Raw genomic sequence first — 16,652 nt, 5'->3', positions numbered from 1 at the left:
GTACGGTCATTCTGCTGGAAAGCGGCCAGTCTCGCAGCCTGCCCGGGGGCGCGGTGTAGGACGATCAGACGGCAGGGGCGGCAATAGTGGACGGCAAAGGGATGGACGAATGCCGAAACCGAAAGGCACGCGAGCGCGTGCCCGGGAAGAAAAGAAGCGCCGGGATCCCCCCAGGGAGACCAGGACCCCGGCGCTCGGGGACTATTGGGGCAACGTGCCCATGAACATGCTGCAGCGGTAGCTGGCGGTGGCGCTCAGCGTGCCGACGATCACCTGCCCGTCGATGGCCGAGTTGCGGTGCGTGAGCGTCGCGCGCGGTGCCAGGAGCGTGCCGCCCCAGCCCCAGGCTTCGATCACGAGGCCGCCCATCTGCGCCATGTTGACGATCACCTGCGAGGCCGCGGCGTTGCCCTGCAGCGGCTGCCCGTTCCACGTCATCTGGCCGTTGCGCACCGTGGCCGCTCCACCCGTCACGTTCACCAGCACGCTCGAGGTGGCCGGGTAATTGAGGTTCAGCGTCTGCGCTTGCGAGAGCTGCGTCGCGCTCACCGTGCAGACGTTCCACGTCGCGTTCGTGCCCGTGCAGGTGAGCGAGTTGCCGCTCCCCATCACGCCCGGCGTGCCCGGCATCGCCGCGAGGCGGTCCGAGAGCGCGTTCTGCTGCGCGCGCAGGGCATTCCAGTTCTCGACGCTCACACCCGACTGCAGGCTGCTGCGGCCCACACTCTGGCCGATGGCGGCCGCACCCGCGACCCGGATCACGCCCGAGCCTCCGGTGCCCACGCTGCCGTTGTTCCACGATGCGCTGCCGCCGGTGATGAGGCGGGCCGTGACGCCGGTGACGCGGCTTGCGATCGAGTACGACGAGAGGCTCGCCGATCCGCCCACGCCGACCGAGCCGTGCGACTCGCCGTTCACCAGGCTCGCCGAACCGAACGCCATCACGTTGTAGTTGCTGCCCGTGGCGGTGCTGGTCGGGCAGGAGGCCGGTGCCGGCTCCGCCGCGTCGAGGCGCGACAGGTAAGCCTGCAGGCCGACCTTCTCCGAAGCGGTGAGCGCTCCGACGTGCACGGTGTTCTGCAACACGTCGGCGACCGTCGCCGCGGAGCCGTCATGCAGGTACGGGCTCGTCGCCCACACGTTGCGCAACGACGGCGTGCGGAAGCCCACGTTCGCGAGCGGCACGCCCTGGCCCACTCCCGAGGTCGGCTTGATCGTGCCGACATCCCAGCGCTTGCCGTCCGTGAAGTTGTCGCCCGCGTGGCACGACATGCAGCTCCTCACGAAAGTACGCCGGCCCAGCTCCACGTCGGAAGGCGACGAGCCCCCGTTCGCGGCATCGGCATGGCGATACGGGCTCGGCGGGAACTTGTCGAGCGACGTGACGTAGGCCGCGAGCGCATCGAGGTCCGCGCTGTAGCCCGACTTCGGGGCGCCGAGCGGGCTCGCCGTGGCGGCGAACACCGTGTCGGAGAGGAAGCCCGTGCCGCCGGCGAAGTGCCGGATGTCGTTCTCGAAGTCCTGGATCTCGTCGAAGTTCGCCGTCCAGTGGACGCGGCCGTGCTTCATGCCCGCCTTGCCGATGAGGTTGATGGTGTTGCGGAAGCCCTCGCCCACCTGGCGGAAGTCCCACACCTGTTCATCGCTGCCGCCGTCCAGGTGGCAGCTCGCGCACGAGATGTACTGGTCACGGCTCATGCGGGTGTCGGCGGCGTTGTAGAAGATCCGCTTGCCCTGCACGATCTCGGGCGGCAGCTTCTCGACGGTGATCGTCGCGATCTCGGCCAGCAGCGGGGTCGCGTTGGCGCGGCCTGCCACCAGGTCGGCCGAGTCGAACACCGAGACCGAGCGTCCCATGAAGTTGTGGACGAAGAGGCGGCTCGCATCCGGGCTGAACACCATGCCCTGCGGGGCGCGGCCGGTCTGCGCGTTGCCCAGCGTGTTGCCGCTGTGCGCGTCGAAGAACTCGACCGTGTTCGTGCCCTGCGTGGAGACGAGCAGCACGTCGCCGAACGGACTGTAGATCGCCGCCTGCGGCATCGCTCGATCGTTGATATCGATCCGCGCCACCAGGTTCTCGGCGTTGGCCACGAGGTCGATCTCGGACACGATCGCCCGCACCATCGTCTCGAACGTGAGGTCCTGCCCGTCGCGGATCTGGCCGCGCGCGAGGTTGTCCTTCTTCGAGGGCACGGCGACGCTGCGGCCGTCCGGACTGATGGTGAGGCTCGTGAGGTAGTTCGGGGCACCGCGGCCGGCGACCGACGAATCCTCCTCGGGGTCGAATGCGAGCTCGAACGTGCGGACCATCTCGAACGTGGCGCCATTCACCTCGCGCACCTTGCCGGTCGTCCCCTTCGAGACGAACTGCGAGACCAGGATGCGGGTGCCGTCGCCGGAGATCGCGATGCCACGCGGCTTCGGTCCGACCGCGACCCGTGCTTCGATCACGCCATTCATGCCGAGGCGAGCGAGCTCACCGGTGGCGTGCAGCGTGACATACGCCTTGTCGCCGGAGAACACGATGCCGTAGGGCTGCGTGCCGCGCGGCAGCAGGTGCGTGCCGAGGCCCGCGCCGGTGACCGGATGGAGCACCGAGATCGACGCGTCGTCCTGGTTCACGACCCACACGTCGCCGTTGGGGGCGAGGGCGACCGTGCGCGGATGCGTTCCGACCACGACTTCCCAGCGGGCGAGCAGTGTTGCCGCGTCGACCGCGGTCACCGAGTCGTTGTCCGCGTTCACGGCGTAGACGATGCCGTTGCCGTACGCGATCGTGCTCGAAGCTTTCGAGGGCAGCGAGGTGAGCGGGTAGTGCACCACCTGCGTCACCGTGCAGCTTCCGTTGCCGGCGTTGTTCGAGACGTTCAGCACGACCGAGTAGCGGCCCGGCTGCGAGTACGCATGCGTGGCGCCGGGCGTCGGCGAGAGCGCCGTGTGCGGCGATCCGTCGCCGAAGTCCCACGAGTAGCGCACGCTGCCGCCGGTGCCCGTGGCCGAGAAGCTGCCGGCCGAGCCGACCGTGATCGGGCCGGGCGCGTCCAGCGTGCAATCCGGCGGCGATTCGGCGACCGGGATCACGACCACGTTGTACATGCTCGCGTTGGCCGTCGGCGACTCGTTGCCGCCGAGCACCACCGGGCCGATCGGAAAGGCCTTCGAGTACACGACACGGGTGGGGCTCGTCGCGTCGCTCGTGGTGACGACCTCGCCCGTGGCGGTCCACGACGAGAGCCAGGACGGCACGGGCACGCGCGGATCCAGCAGCACGTAGACCATCGCGTCGTAGTGGAGGTCGAAGCGCAGGGAGTCGATCGCCGTGCCCTGCTTGTCGTCGTTGCGCGTGAGGATGTAGGTCCGTCCCTCGAACGACGGCGTGTACGGCGTGCGCACGAAGTACTGCGTGCCGGTGAGGATGCGGTCGCTGTAGAGCGGCACGCCGTTGGTGAAGCGGCCGACGGAGCCCAGCGGCGCGGTGGTGCCGCCCGCATACGTGAGGCCCGTCACGGCGAGCTGCGCGCCGGTCTTGAAGGTGCTCGTGAAGCGCCCGCCCACGTTGCCGCCGTAGTCGCGCAGCCCTTCGACGATCACTTCGTACGTGGTGTTGGCGAGCAGCGGCTGGTCGGGCGAGAAGTTCAGCAGGTGGTGCTGCTTGCTGTACTTGCCGGAGATCGCGGAGCCGCCGACGGGACGCACGATGAACGTCGCCGCGTTGGCGGAATCCAGGTCGAAGATCTCGGAGACGGAGACACCGACGCGCGACGTCACGGCCTGGTTCACCGATTCGTCGGCCGGGTGGACCCATTCGATCCACGGGGCGATCGTGTCCGGCTCGGCCTGGTGCGCGACGATCGTCGAGCCCGTGCCGTGGTCGTCGCCGACGAACATCACGTTGCCGAGCGCGACAGCGAAGTCTTCGTCGTCGCCCGCGTTGCCGGAGGCGGCCTGGCCCACGGCCGTCATCACCGGATCGATCTTGAATTTCGCCGCGCGGTTGGAGAAGCCCGAGAACACGTAGCCCGACTGGATGCTCGCGTAGCCGCCGTTCTCGAAGTTGCCGGTGCCCGGAAGAGGACCCGCGCTTTGATGCGGCGTGATGACGCCGTCGTGCGTGAGGTTGTACGAATGCATCTGCACCAGGCCGCCGTCGCCGCCCGAGGTGTACACCTTGCCGCCGGCGACCATCATGCTGTAGCCGCGCTTGGTGTTGCCGTGGTTGTAGACGTTCAGCACGCGCGGGTTCACCGGGTCGCTGATGTCGAGCGTCGCCTGGCGGTGGCCGTTGCTCTGCGAGCCGGCGACCACGAGCAGGTTGCCGATCGCCTGCGCGATGCCGATGTTGAAGCCGCCGATTTCGCTCGTGAGCATCCGGCGCACCAGCACCGGGTTCGAGGGATCGGTCGCGTCGACGACGTAGAGGCCGCTGCCCTGGCCCGCGACGTAGACGTACGGCGCCTGCCAGAAGCTCCACCACGCGCCCGAGTAGTCGCCCGCGGCGATGCCCGGAAGTGCCAGGTACTTCAGCAGCCGGACGTTGAGCGGATCGGTCACGTCCCAGAAGAGCAGGCCGTTGTGGCCCTGCACGACGAGGTAGTCGCCGGGATAGCTCGAGGAGAGGCCGAAGCCGTGGTTCTCGCGGTTGCCGAAGGTCTCGGCGTTGTTGTGACGCACCACGCGGAACGGAAGCCGCGGGTTGCCCACGTTCCAGAACTCGATGGCCGCGCTGTTCGCGGTGCCGCCGCCGTCGGATTCGGTGAGCACCATCAGGTAGCCGTTCACCATGTCGACGTTGCCGGGACCCTGCCGCGGCGTGGTCGGCGGCGCCGCGATGCGCGAGAGCGTCGTGAAGAGCTCCGCGGGCGTGTACGTGAGGTTGCCGAGGCCCGGGCCGTCGTTGGGACTCGTGTGCACCTGCGCGTGGGCAGGGAGAATCAACATCGCGAGAACAGCGGACAGCAGCGCGCAAGCGCGTTCGAGCTTAGCCATGGTCGTCACTCCTCCAGGAATGTTTGTTCTATTCGCTCGTCTACTGCGAACGTTTGTTCTATTCCCGGACTCTACGCCCCGCTGCAAGCTTCGCGCAAGATGAAAAGTTGTAACAGTCGTGCGAATTTTTCGATGCGTGGATCGCATCGTGAAAAGCAATGGGCCTGCGCACTCTTTATGTCGCGATCGCGCCCGCGAGAGAGCCCAGGTACTCGCGGAAAGGCGCGTGCGTGCCCAATTCCGGCAGCGATGCGGCTTCCGTGATGCGCCCCTTGTTCACGAAGATGAAGCGCTCGCAGATCTCCTGCATCAGCTCGACCTGGAAGGCTTCGTTCGGATGCAGGCAGACAAACACGACCTTGCCTTCCGAGCGCAGCCGCCGGAAGAAATCGAGCATGAAACCGACATAGCCGTCCTGGATGCTGAACTGCGGCTCGTCGAAGAGGTGCACGAAGGGCGACGTGCTGCGCGCCTTCTCGAGCATGAACGACGGGCGGCGGTCGCGGAACGAGCGCACCTGGTAGGACTGGTGGTAGTGCATCGCAATGCGCGCGCGCTCGTCGCAGCGCACCTGGTGGATGTCCTGGCCGGCGCAGACGACGCGGCCCGACGTGGGGCTGTTGTTGCCGGTGATCAACTCGAAGAGCGTGGTCTTGCCCGAGCCGTTCGGCCCCATCACGCCGACGATCGCGGGCCCCGGAACGTTGAAATCGGCCTGCAGGGTGAACGTGGGCGTGCGATCGAATCGCCCGCGCGTGTAGACCTTCTCCAGCTTCTCGACCGAGAGCATCGCTAGGCTCCGAGCAGGCGGCGGCGAAGCGCCTCGTCGCCCTTCAGTTGCGCGGCCGTTCCCGCGAAGACGATCGAGCCGCGGTCGAGCACGTAGGCCCGGTCGGCGACTTCGATCGCGGTGTCGAGGTTCTGCTCGACCAGGAGCACGCCCGCGCCCTCGGAGCGCAGGCGCTTCACCGTGGCCATGACTTGCTGCACGATCCTGGGCGCCAGGCCCTGGCTCGGTTCGTCGAGCAGCACGAGGCCCGGGCCGCCCATCAACATGCGGGCGATCGCCACCATCTGCATCTCGCCGCCCGAGAGGTTCTCGCAGTCGCGCGCCATCAGGTGCTCGAGCGCCGAGAAGACCTCGAAGCATTCCTTCAGGCTCCACGAGCGGAAGCGCGTCTGCTTCACGGAGATCGCGAGGTTGCGCGCGACGGAGAGTGCGGGGAACACGCGGCGGTCATCCGGAACCCAACCCACGCCGGCGCGCGCGATCTGGTGCGTGGGCTCGCGCGTGACGTCGCGCCCGTCGAACGACACGCGGCCGCGGCGGGGCCGCGTGAGGCCGAGGATGGAGCGAAGCGTGGTCGTCTTGCCGGCTCCGTTGGCGCCCAGCAATGCGACGACCTCGCCGGCGCCGACTTCGAGCGACAGGCCGAAGAGTGCCTGCGACTCGCCGTAATACGTATCGATGCCCTCGATCGCCAGCATCACGCGCCGATTCCCGAGCGCTGCACCCACGGGTTGGCGCGCAGCTCGTGCGGCGTGCCGCGGGCGATCACCTGCCCCCAGTGAACGACCGAGATGTAGTCGGCCAGGCCGAAGAGGAAGCGCATGTCGTGCTCGATCACGAGCATGGTGACGCGGCCGCGAAGGCGATTCACCAGCGCGGTGAGGCGCTCGAGGCCCTCGGCACCGAGGCCCGCCGTGGGCTCGTCCAGGAACAGCATCTGCGGATCGGAGGCGAGTGCCACGGCGATTTCGAGCGCGCGACGGTCGCCGTACGAGAGGCTCTTGGCGCGGACGTCTTCTTTCCCCGCAAGTCCGACATCCGCCAGCGCCGCCGCCGCCCGGTCGATGGCGGCGCGCGCTCCGGCCGCACCGCGCAGCGCATCGAAACCGCGCGCGCGAAGCTCCCTCGTGGCGATGGCTGCATTCTCGAGCGCGCTGTATTCGTCGAAGAGGTTCATGAGCTGGAAGGAGCGCGCGATGCCCAGGCGCGCGATGTTGCGCGGCTCCATGCCGGTGATGTCGCGTCCGCGGAACGTGACTCGCCCCGCATCGGGCTTGTGCTTGCCGGTGAGCACGTGGAAGCACGTGGTCTTGCCCGCGCCGTTCGGGCCGATGATGCCGTGGATCTCGCCCTCGGCGAGCTCGAAGCTCACGTCCTGGAGGACGAGACGGTCGCCGAAGCGCTTGGCGAGGCCGCTCGCCGCGAAGAACGCACTCATCGCGCCGCCGCGGCAGCCCGCCGGCGCTGCAGGCCCGCGATCCACAGGCCCGCGATGCCTTCGGGCTTGAAGATCACCACCGCCATGAAGACCAGGCCATACCAGAGGAGCCACGCCTCGGTGTAGGCGCCGAGCAGGTCGCGCGTCAGCAAAAAGAACGCCGCCCCGATCAGCGGGCCCCAGAAGCTCACGAGTCCGCCGCCCACCAGCACCATCATCACCACGAAGCCGGAGTTGTGCAGGCTCATCACGTTGGGATAGGCCGATTGCTGCGCGAGCGCGAAGAACGAACCGGCAAGGCCGGCCACCGCGCACGAGATCGTGAATGCACTCCATTTATAGAGCCACGTGTTGTAGCCCGAGAACGCGGCCCGCGCCTCGTTCTGCTTCACCGCGCCGAGGATGCGCCCGTACGGTGAGTGCACCAGGCGCCAGAGGAAGAGCGTGACCAGAACCAGCGCGGCGAGCACCACGTAGTGCAGCGATTCGTTGGACTTGAGCGACCAGCTCGCGAAGCCGAGGTCGAGCGGCGGGCGCTGGATGTTGAGCAGGCCGTCCTCGCCGCCCGTGACGCTGTGCCACTTGTTCGCGATGAACCAGAACACCTGGCCGAACGCGATGGTGAGCAGCGCGTAGTAGATGCCGCGGCGATGCGAGATGCACGCGGCCACCAGCGCACCGGCGAGCACCGCGGCGCCGATACCCGCGGCGAGCGCGGCGAAGAGCGGAGCCCCGAGCTTCACTTGCGCGAGACCGCACGCGTACGCGCCGAGACCAAAGAAAGCGCCGTGCCCGAACGAGGGCAGGCCCGCGTGGCCGAGCAGGAGGTTATAGCCCAGCGCGAAGATCATCCAGATCATCACTTCGAGGGCGATATAAGGATAGAGGCCGACCTTCACGATCCAGAGCGGTGCGGTGGCGAGCACGGCGATCGTGATGAGCAATGGCACCGGGAATGCCGCGGCGCGGGGGAGGTTCGCGTTCACGAATTAAATATACGTTCCAAAGTTGCAATAAGCAAGAACGTTTGTTCTAATATCCTCGACATGAGCCACCCCGCCGCGAACTACGAAGAGATCCGTGCCGAGATCGGCCGGCGTTTCCCCACGTTGTCCCGCCAGCTGCAGGCCATCGCGAGGTTCGCGCTCGAGCGCCCGCACGATGTCGCGCTGGACACGGTCGCCGAGGCCGCGGGCAAATGCGAGGTGCAACCTTCCGCGATGGTGCGTTTCGCGCAGACGCTGGGCTACGGCGGCTACTCGGAGATGCAGCGCATCTTCCGCGAGCAGCTGGTGCAGCGAAGCTCCAGCTACCGCGAGCGCATCGCCACCATGCGCCGCGCCGAGCCGAACCTCTCGCGGCCCAAGGCGGTGCTGCACGATTTCGTTTCCGACTCCATCGCGCACCTCACCCACCTGGAAGAGCACGTGACGGCCGAGCGCCTCGACGACGCGGTGGCGATCATCTCCCGCGCGCGCTGCACGCACGTTCTCGCGCAGCGCCGTGCCTTTCCGGTGGCCTGCTACCTTTCTTATGCACTGGGCCAGCTCGAGCTCCCCGTCTCGCTGCTGGACGGCGTGGGCGGCATGCTTCGCGAGCAGGTCCATGCGATTCGCGATGAAGATGCGCTGATCGCCGTGAGCTTCCGCAACTACACGCCCGAAGTCCTCGAGCTCACCGCCGACGCACACCGCCGAGGTGTGCCCGTAGTGGTGATCACCGACAGCGCCGTGAGCCCGCTCGCACGCAGCGCCACCGTGGCCTTCGATCTCGGCGACGACAGCGACCGCCCGTTCCGCTCGCTGGTCGAGCCCATCTGCCTCGCGCAGGCGCTGGTGGTGAGCGTGGGCCACCACCTCACGGGAACGACGCGCGCCAAGGCGAAGCGTCCCGCGAGGCGCGGCAAATGAGCGGCACCGCCCGCGAGTTCGACCTCGCCTGCCTCGGCCGCGCGGCGGTGGATCTCTACGGCGAGCAGATCGGCACCAGCCTCGAGGGCCTCTCGACCTTCGCGCGCTACGTCGGCGGCTCGCCCGCGAACACCGCGGTGGGTACCGCACGGCTGGGATTGCGGCCCGCGATGCTCACGCGCGTGGGCGACGAACAGAACGGACGCTTCGTCCGGGCGGCCCTGGAACGTGAAGGCGTCGATGTCTCGCAGGTCGCGACCGATCCCAAGCGCCTCACCGCGCTCGTGTTCCTCGCCATCCGCGACCGCGACGACTTCCCGCACCTTTTCTATCGCGACAACTGCGCCGACATGGGGCTCGTGGAGGCGGACATCGATCCGGCCTTCATCCGCCGCTGCGGCGCGGTGCTGATCTCGGGCACGCACCTCTCGACGCCGTCCACGCACGCCGCGGTGGAGCGCACGGTGCATGCGGCCCGCGAGTCGGGCGGCCGCGTGATCCTCGACATCGACTATCGCCCGGTGCTGTGGGGCATCGTCGGCCACGCCGGCGGCGCCGAACGCGCGGCGGCCAGTGCGGCCGCCACGGAGCGCATCACGGGCCTGCTGCCCGCGTGCACCCTCGTGGTCGGCACCGAGGAAGAATTCTGCGTGGCGGGTGGGAGCGGGGACGTGCTCACGGCGCTGCGCAACGTCCGCAGCCACACCCAGGCGCTCCTCGTGCTGAAGCGCGGCCCGCACGGCTGCGTGTGCTTCGAGGGCGCGATCCCTCAGGCCGTCGAACAAGGCCTGGTGGTGCCCGGCTTCCGCATCGAGGTGTTCAACGTCCTCGGCGCGGGCGATGCCTTCATGGCGGGGTTCCTCCGCGGCTGGCTGCGCGATGAGCCGCTGGAAACGTGTTGCCGCTACGCCAACGCCTGCGGGGCGATCGTCGTGTCGCGCCACGGATGCGCGCCGGCGATGCCCACGGAAATCGAGCTGCATCATTTCCTCACCAAGGGCTCGAGCACGCCGAGGCTTCGCGATGATGCCGACCTGGAGCACGTGCACCGTGCCAGCGTGCGCCGGCCGCTCCATACGCCGCTCTACATCCTCGCGTTCGACCACCGCTCGCAGCTCGAGACGATCGCCGGGACGGATGGCGCGCCCGGAGATCGCATCGCGGCCTTCAAGGCGCTGGTGTGCGATGCGTTCCTGCGCTGCGCCTCGCGCCATCCCGGCGGCGGCGTGATCGTCGACGACCGCTATTGCGAAGCGATCCTGCCGCGCCTCACCGCCGCGGGCCATTGGGTCGCGCGGCCGGTGGAGCTGCCGGGATCCATCCCGCTCGCCTTCGAAGCGGGCGGCTCGCTGGGCCTTCAATTGCGCACCTGGCCTGCCGAACACGTCGTGAAGTGCCTGGTGTTCTATCACCCGGACGATCCGCAGGAATTGTGCGATCTCCAGATGGAGCAGATGCGCGTCGCTGCACGCGCCTGCGCGGAAACGGGGCGCGAGTTGCTGCTCGAGATCATTCCGCCCACGCGCGTGCCCGCGAGCAAGCATCCGGTGGCGCGAGCGCTGGAGGCGATCTATGCAGCCGGCATCCGTCCGGACTGGTGGAAGCTTCCGCCCAGCGTCGACGGCGCCGACTGGAAAGCCGTCGACAAGCTCATCTCGAAAAACGATCCCCTGTGCCGCGGCATCCTGGTGCTCGGCATGGAAGCCTCGGCGCAGCACCTGGGCGAGAGCTTCGCCGCCGCGGTGAAGAGCCCGTGGGTCCGCGGCTTCGCCGTGGGCCGATCCATCTTCGCGCCGGCGGCCGAGCACTGGTTCGCCGGGCGCTGGAACGACGAGCAGGTCATCGAAGACGTGGCGCACCGCTACGAAGACATCATCGCGAGCTGGGAGGCAGCGGCAGCAGCCGTTGCACGAGCCCCGGCCGGCAAGGAGAAAATCGCATGAGCAATCCCCGCATCGGATTCATAGGCGTCGGCATGATGGGCCACGGCATGGTGAAGAACCTGCTCGCCAAGGGCTTCCCCGTCACGCTCAAGGTCAACAAGAACCGCGAGAAGGCCGCGGACCTGCTCGCCTCGGGCGCCAAGGAAGCGAAGACGCACGCCGAGGTGGCCGCGAATTCCGACTTCGTGATCATCTGCGTCACCGGCTCCCCTCAAGTGGAAGACGTGATCCTCGGCCCCGAGGGCGTGCTCTCGGCCGCGAAGAAGGGCCTCGTCGTGATCGAGACCTCCACCGCGGAACCCGGCTCCACGGCGGAGCTGCGCGAGGCGTTGAAAGCCAAGGGTGCGACGCTCGTCGACTGCCCGCTCGCCCGCACGCCGAAGGAAGCCGAGGAAGGCCGCCTCAACACAATGGTGGGCGCCTCCGACGACGACTTCGCGAAGGTGAAGCCGGTGCTCGCCGCGTTCTGCGAGAACATCTTCCACGTCGGCCCCCCGGGCGCCGGCCACACGCTGAAGCTCATCAACAACTTCATGGCGATGACGATCGTGGCCTCGATCGCCGAAGCCTTCGCCGTCGCCGCCAAGGCGGGGGTGAAGACCGACATGCTCTTCAAGGTGGTCTCGATGGGCGCGCTCAACTCGCCCATCTTCCAGATGATGGCCGGCGGCGCGGTCGAAGGCGACCTCACCAAGATGAAGTTCGCGATCGTGAACGGCGCGAAGGACATGCGCTACTACACGCACCTCGCGGAGAGCCTGCCCATCGCCTCGTTCGTGGGCGAGGCGGTGCACCAATCGTTCGAGCTCGCCGTGGCGCTGGGCCTTGGCGACAAGATGGTTCCCTCGATGATCGAAGCCCAGGAAAAGCTGAACTCGCTCCAGATCGTGAAAAAGAAATAAAGAAAAGCAATGGAACCACGGAGGACACGGAGGACACGGAGGAAAAGCAAAGGCAATTCAGGGTGGACCGCGATGTTTGCCCGATCACTGCCCATGACGCTCTTTTGCTTTTCCTCCGCGTCCTCCGTGTCCTCCGTGGTTCAACCCGCCCTAGTTTTCTAAAACCAAGACGGAGGACACATCCATGAACAAGCACCGCAGAAGCCTGCTGCAAGCGATAGCCGCCGGATCCGCCACCACGTTCATGGGCCCCTGGGCCGTGAACCGCGCCTGGGCGCAAGCCGCGACGAAGAAGCCCCTCGTGATCGGCCTCACCATGGACGCCTCCGGCCAGTACGGAGCCTCCGGTGGCGAGGAGCGCCTCGGCGCGATGATGGCCATCAAGGAGTTCAACGAGAAGGGCGGTGTCCTGGGCCGCACGATCGAAGCGCTGCACATGGACACGGAGACGACGCCGGCCACGGGCTCGCGCGTCGCCGAGCGCATGATCACGCGCAACGAATGCGCCTTCCTCGTGGGCGCCCTGCACTCCGGCGTGGCCAACGCCATCTCGCAGGTCGCGCAGAAGTACGGCTGCGTGTTCCTGAACACCAACTCCAGCTCGCCCACCGAAGCCGGCAAGGACTGCCACCGCACCAAGTTCGTCTGGGACGGCAACGGCACCAACTTCGCCCACGCCATCGTGAAGAACGCGATGAAGGTGAACGGCAAGAACTGGGTGCTGCTCACCAACGACTACGTGTGGGGCCACAACACGTCGAAGGCCACGCGTGCCATCGTCGAGGCGAACGGCGGCAAGATCGTGGAGGAGCTGCTGATCCCGCAGAACACGCGCGACTTCAGCGCCTACCTCCTCAAGCTGCAGCAGATCAAGCCGAACGTGGTGGCCGCGGCGGTTGGCGGCGACGACATCAAGGCGCTTCGCAAGCAGGTCGTGCAGTTGAAGCTCAACAAGAGCTTCGCCTTCATCAACAACCAGCAGGATTGGCCGGATGTGTACGGCCTCGGCCCCGAGGACATCTTCGGCGTGTTCGGAACCAACTGGTACTACCGCCTCGACCTGCCGGGCGTGAAGGAATTCGTCGAGAAGTACCAGAAGGCCTACCCGGGCGTGCAGATCAAGGTGCCGGGCAACGTCTACTACAACGGCTACATGGCGACGCGCGAGCTGCTGCGGGCCGTGGAGCGTGCGGGATCGACGAACAACATCAAGGTGATCAAGGAGCTCGAGAACCTGAAGGTGAGCGCCAAGGACCGCATGCAGACGTACGACGCATACATGAACCCGGCCACGCACCAGATGCAGCAGACGATCTACATGGCCACGTACAACGACCAGCCCGCGGAGAAGGACGACATCTTCAAGATCCTCACGGCGGCCACACCGCAGGAAGCCGAGGACAAGGATGCCGCCGGCGCCTGCAAGCTGGAGACGTACGAAGCGACGCCGACGTACGAGGTGTAGGTGGATTTTGTCGCCAACCTCCTGCCGCACCTGCTGAACGGGCTGTCCCTGGGGCTGCTGTTTGCGTTGATCGCCCTGGGGTTCATGCTCATCGTGGGCGTGATGGAGGTGATCAACCTCGCGCACGGCTCGCTCTTTGCGCTCGGCGCGTACGTCGCGTTCACGATGATGGGCTGGAGCCCCTTCGCGGGGCTCCCGCTCGGCGTGCGTTATGCGCTGGTGCTTGCACTCGCTCCGGTGGCCGTCGGGCTCTTCGGCATGCTGCTGGAGCTGTGCATGCGTCGCACGTACGGCAAGGATCCGCTCTATGGGCTCCTGCTCACGTTCGGCGCGGCGCTGGTGATCGAGGAGATGATCCGCGTCACCTGGGGCTCGCAGGAGAAGACGCTGCTGGTGCCCGAGTCGATCAGCGGCGCGGTGCTGCTGGGCGACCTCATCTATGCGAAGTACCGCTTCTTCGCGTGCGCCGCGGCGATGGCGCTGATCGTGATGCTGTGGCTGCTGATCGAGAAGACCAAGTACGGCGCGATCATCAAGGCCGGGGCGCACGACGGCGAGATGGTGCGCGCCCTCGGCTACGACCTCGCGAAGCTGCGCACGGGCGTCTTCGCGCTCGGCACGGCGCTGGCGGCGATCGCCGGCATCGTGATGGCGCCGATCTGGGGCATCCGCCCGCACGTCGGCGTGGATGCCGTGGTGCCCGCCTTCCTCATCATCGTGCTGGGCGGCGTCGGCAGCTTCTGGGGCGCGGTCGTCGCGGGCCTCATGGTGGGCCTGGTGGTCGGCCTCACCGGCGCCTATGCCTCCGAGTGGTCGCTGCTCTCCATGTACATCCTCTTCATCCTCGTCGTCACCTTCCGCGCCCGCGGCCTCTTCGGCAAGAAGAGCGCCCTGGACAATTAATTGGGGTCAGACTCCCATTTCGAAACTGGGGTCAGACTCCCATTTTCGAAGCAAAATAGGAGCGGCAGGACCCAACACGACATCGACATCCACCCCAACACTCAACGAACGCGACAAAGAAAGGGAGTCTGACCCCCGTTTCGAAATGGGAGTCTGACCCCAGTTAATTCATGACACTTACTGGAAAGACCGCGGTTGTTACGGGCGCGGCGGGCACGATGGGCACGGCGGCAGCGAAGTTCCTGCTCGAGGACGGCGCGCAGGTGGCGCTGGTCGACATCGACGCGCTGCGGCTGGACAACCTCGCGCGGTTCCTCCGCGGCAAGACGCTCGGCGTCGCCTGCGACATCGCGGATTCGATGAGCGTGAAGACGGCGTTCCAGCGCATCGAAGGCGAGCTGGGGCCGGTGGACATCCTGGTGAACAACGCCGGCGTGCTCTCGAACGACAAGGCCGAGCAGACCTCGGACAGCGAATGGCGCCGCGTGATGTCGATCAACCTCGACGGCGCGTTCTACTGGTCGCGAGCCGTGCTCCCGGGCATGAAGGCACGCGGCTGGGGCCGCATCATCAATGTGTGCTCCCTCGCCGCCAAGACCGGCGGCCTCACCGCGGGCACGGCGTACTCCACCTCCAAGGGCGCCATGACCTCGCTCACCTTCTCCCTCGCGCGGGAAGCGGCGGCCCACGGCGTCACCGTGAACGGGATCTCGCCCGCCTACGTAAAGACGCCGATGATCACCGAGGGCCTGAACGACTCGCAGCGCCGCCAGCTCCTGTCGCAGATCCCGGTCGGCCGCTTCTGCGAGCCGGACGAATTCGCCCACGCCGTGCGCTTCCTCGCCTCTCCCCTGGCCGGCTTCATCACCGGGGAGATCGTCGACGTGAACGGCGGCCTCCAGATGGACTGATTAATGGGGGTCAGACTCCCATTTCGTAATGGGAGTCTGACCCCAATTAATCTAAAACCGATCCCATGAAAGAGCTCTTCGACCTCAAGGACAAGGTGGCCTTCGTGCCGGGCGGCTACGGCGGCCTGGGCGGCGCGGTGGCGGAAATGCTCGCGGAAGCGGGTGCCAGCGTCGCCATCGCGGGTCGCAGCGCGGACAAGGCCAAGGCCCTGGCGAAAGAGCTCACCGCGAAGGGCCACAAGGCCATCGGCCTCGAAGTGGACGCCGAAAGCGTCGACAGCATCCGGAAAGCCACCGACGCCGTCGCCTCCGAATTCGGCCGCTTCGACATCCTCGCCAACTGCGTCGGCAAGAACCGCGAGCAGAAGGTGGCGGAAGTCACCGAAGAGACCTTCGACGAGATCTACCGCACCAACCTGCGCTCGGCGATGTTCTTCGCGCAGGCGGCAGCGAAGCACCAGGTGGCCGGCGGCCGCGGCGGCAAGCAAGTGCACCTGCTCTCCGTGCGATCGATGCTCGGCATGAAGGGCTACGGCTACTCCGCGTACTGCGCCACCAAGGGCGCCCTCGTGATGCTGGTGAAGCAGCACGCCGTGGAGCTCGCCCAGCACGGCATCACCGTGAACGGCGTCGCGCCCACCGTCGTGCTGACCGAGGCGGCGAAGAAGTGGCAGTCCGATCCGGGCCGCTGGGAGGCCCTCCTCGCGCGCATCCCGCTCGGGCGCGTGGGCGAGCCGCGCGACATCGCCGCCGCCGCCCTCTATTTCTGCGCTCCGGCCTCCGATTTCGTCACCGGCCAGGTGCTCTACCTGGACGGCGGCATCACCGCGACGCAATAACTTCCCGCCAAGTAGGACGATTCCGACGCGCCATTCCGTGTGCGTCCGGCCCCGCGGGAAAACCACTCCGACAGAGTTGAAGGCGCATTCCTTCGACCATGGCTCAGTCCCATGAGCCAGTCCGGAGCGAACATGAAGAAGATCCACCTGATGGTCCTGCTGACCACCGCGCTGACCGCGGCCACCACCGTCGGCATCGGCGCCACTGTCGTCTCCACGCCCTCGCTCATGACCACCGAGAACTACGTCGCCCTCAAGCGCGCCATCACGGCCGAGACCAGCGACCTGCAGCTCGCCTGCGGATCGCTCCGCGGTCCCGACAGCCACGTCTGCCGCGCGGAGAACGTCGCCAGCGAGCGCGTGATGCTGGCCGAGCTCGACGCCCGCTACAAAGGTACGTTCCGGGCCTCGCGCGAAGCGATGCTCGCCCGCATCGCCTCGAGATTCGACGTCGACCGCTCCAAGTGCTTCCTCGTGACCGGCTTCCAGCGCGACAACTGCATCGTCGCGGCGCACGCGGAAAAGTCGCGGTCCCTGATGGCCGTCAAGGCCGAAGGCTGAGCGC

The 16,652-nt window shown here is 67.2% G+C and carries 13 protein-coding genes; 8 read left to right on the top strand and 5 right to left on the bottom strand.

The window, feature by feature from the left end:
* Nucleotides 1-201: 201 nt before the first annotated feature.
* The 5 genes from DSM104443_RS06140 to DSM104443_RS06120 all read right to left on the bottom strand — a co-directional run bounded on the left by DSM104443_RS06140 (nucleotide 202) and on the right by DSM104443_RS06120 (nucleotide 8,200).
* A complete protein-coding gene (locus DSM104443_RS06140) occupies nucleotides 202-4,986 on the bottom strand; it encodes a collagen-binding domain-containing protein (protein WP_171090456.1) in 4,785 nt (1,594 codons plus the stop codon).
* A 175-nt stretch (nucleotides 4,987-5,161) separates the two neighbouring features.
* Nucleotides 5,162-5,776 (bottom strand): ATP-binding cassette domain-containing protein, encoded by a 615-nt coding sequence (locus DSM104443_RS06135; protein ID WP_171090454.1) that lies wholly within the window; start codon nucleotides 5,774-5,776, stop codon nucleotides 5,162-5,164.
* A 2-nt stretch (nucleotides 5,777-5,778) separates the two neighbouring features.
* Nucleotides 5,779-6,474, bottom strand: coding sequence for an ABC transporter ATP-binding protein (locus tag DSM104443_RS06130; protein WP_171096252.1), 696 nt, complete (start codon nucleotides 6,472-6,474; stop codon nucleotides 5,779-5,781).
* Entirely contained in the window at nucleotides 6,474-7,214 is a 741-nt protein-coding gene (locus DSM104443_RS06125; RefSeq protein WP_171090451.1) for an ABC transporter ATP-binding protein, read from the bottom strand. Before DSM104443_RS06125 ends, DSM104443_RS06130 begins: the two co-directional genes overlap by 1 nt.
* Nucleotides 7,211-8,200 carry a branched-chain amino acid ABC transporter permease gene (locus DSM104443_RS06120; protein WP_212756985.1) on the bottom strand — a complete coding sequence of 330 codons (990 nt, stop codon included), beginning with the start codon at nucleotides 8,198-8,200 and terminating at the stop codon, nucleotides 7,211-7,213. The genes DSM104443_RS06125 and DSM104443_RS06120 overlap by 4 nt, the downstream gene beginning before the upstream one ends.
* A 60-nt stretch (nucleotides 8,201-8,260) precedes the next feature.
* Here DSM104443_RS06120 and DSM104443_RS06115 point away from each other — a divergent pair, with 60 nt between their 5' ends.
* From DSM104443_RS06115 to DSM104443_RS06080, 8 genes are all read left to right on the top strand, one after another.
* Complete coding sequence (locus DSM104443_RS06115; protein ID WP_171090449.1) at nucleotides 8,261-9,124, top strand: MurR/RpiR family transcriptional regulator; 864 nt, start codon at nucleotides 8,261-8,263, stop codon at nucleotides 9,122-9,124.
* Complete coding sequence (locus tag DSM104443_RS06110; protein ID WP_171090448.1) at nucleotides 9,121-11,067, top strand: bifunctional 5-dehydro-2-deoxygluconokinase/5-dehydro-2-deoxyphosphogluconate aldolase; 1,947 nt, start codon at nucleotides 9,121-9,123, stop codon at nucleotides 11,065-11,067. Before DSM104443_RS06115 ends, DSM104443_RS06110 begins: the two co-directional genes overlap by 4 nt.
* Nucleotides 11,064-11,969, top strand: coding sequence for an NAD(P)-dependent oxidoreductase (locus tag DSM104443_RS06105; RefSeq protein ID WP_171090446.1), 906 nt, complete (start codon nucleotides 11,064-11,066; stop codon nucleotides 11,967-11,969). The genes DSM104443_RS06110 and DSM104443_RS06105 overlap by 4 nt, the downstream gene beginning before the upstream one ends.
* 184 nt (nucleotides 11,970-12,153) lie before the next feature.
* Nucleotides 12,154-13,434 (top strand): ABC transporter substrate-binding protein, encoded by a 1,281-nt coding sequence (locus tag DSM104443_RS06100; protein WP_171090444.1) that lies wholly within the window; start codon nucleotides 12,154-12,156, stop codon nucleotides 13,432-13,434.
* Nucleotides 13,435-14,337: a branched-chain amino acid ABC transporter permease gene (locus DSM104443_RS06095; RefSeq protein ID WP_171090442.1), complete on the top strand. Its 903-nt coding sequence runs from the start codon at nucleotides 13,435-13,437 to the stop codon at nucleotides 14,335-14,337. It begins immediately after the preceding gene.
* Between the two features lie 170 nt (nucleotides 14,338-14,507).
* Nucleotides 14,508-15,248: an SDR family NAD(P)-dependent oxidoreductase gene (locus DSM104443_RS06090; protein WP_171090440.1), complete on the top strand. Its 741-nt coding sequence runs from the start codon at nucleotides 14,508-14,510 to the stop codon at nucleotides 15,246-15,248.
* 65 nt (nucleotides 15,249-15,313) lie between these two features.
* Nucleotides 15,314-16,087 (top strand): SDR family NAD(P)-dependent oxidoreductase, encoded by a 774-nt coding sequence (locus tag DSM104443_RS06085; RefSeq protein ID WP_171090438.1) that lies wholly within the window; start codon nucleotides 15,314-15,316, stop codon nucleotides 16,085-16,087.
* A 132-nt stretch (nucleotides 16,088-16,219) separates the two neighbouring features.
* Nucleotides 16,220-16,648 carry a hypothetical protein gene (locus DSM104443_RS06080; protein WP_171090436.1) on the top strand — a complete coding sequence of 143 codons (429 nt, stop codon included), beginning with the start codon at nucleotides 16,220-16,222 and terminating at the stop codon, nucleotides 16,646-16,648.
* Nucleotides 16,649-16,652: the final 4 nt, after the last annotated feature.

It is taken from the genome of Usitatibacter rugosus, assembly GCF_013003965.1.
GTDB classification, from domain to species: Bacteria; Pseudomonadota; Gammaproteobacteria; order Burkholderiales; family Usitatibacteraceae; genus Usitatibacter; species Usitatibacter rugosus.
This window is presented reverse-complemented; position numbering and strand designations above follow the sequence as displayed.

Excerpts from the sequence above, each read along its gene's own strand:
- DSM104443_RS06140 (WP_171090456.1), bottom strand. The coding sequence starts at position 4,986 with ATGGCTAAGCTCGAACGCGCTTGCGCGCTGCTGTCCGCTGTTCTCGCG.
- DSM104443_RS06135 (WP_171090454.1), bottom strand. The coding sequence starts at position 5,776 with ATGCTCTCGGTCGAGAAGCTGGAGAAGGTCTACACGCGCGGGCGATTC.
- DSM104443_RS06130 (WP_171096252.1), bottom strand. The coding sequence starts at position 6,474 with ATGCTGGCGATCGAGGGCATCGATACGTATTACGGCGAGTCGCAGGCA.
- DSM104443_RS06125 (WP_171090451.1), bottom strand. The coding sequence starts at position 7,214 with ATGAGTGCGTTCTTCGCGGCGAGCGGCCTCGCCAAGCGCTTCGGCGAC.
- DSM104443_RS06115 (WP_171090449.1), top strand. The coding sequence starts at position 8,261 with ATGAGCCACCCCGCCGCGAACTACGAAGAGATCCGTGCCGAGATCGGC.
- DSM104443_RS06110 (WP_171090448.1), top strand. The coding sequence starts at position 9,121 with ATGAGCGGCACCGCCCGCGAGTTCGACCTCGCCTGCCTCGGCCGCGCG.
- DSM104443_RS06105 (WP_171090446.1), top strand. The coding sequence starts at position 11,064 with ATGAGCAATCCCCGCATCGGATTCATAGGCGTCGGCATGATGGGCCAC.
- DSM104443_RS06100 (WP_171090444.1), top strand. The coding sequence starts at position 12,154 with ATGAACAAGCACCGCAGAAGCCTGCTGCAAGCGATAGCCGCCGGATCC.
- DSM104443_RS06090 (WP_171090440.1), top strand. The coding sequence starts at position 14,508 with ATGACACTTACTGGAAAGACCGCGGTTGTTACGGGCGCGGCGGGCACG.
- DSM104443_RS06085 (WP_171090438.1), top strand. The coding sequence starts at position 15,314 with ATGAAAGAGCTCTTCGACCTCAAGGACAAGGTGGCCTTCGTGCCGGGC.
- DSM104443_RS06080 (WP_171090436.1), top strand. The coding sequence starts at position 16,220 with ATGAAGAAGATCCACCTGATGGTCCTGCTGACCACCGCGCTGACCGCG.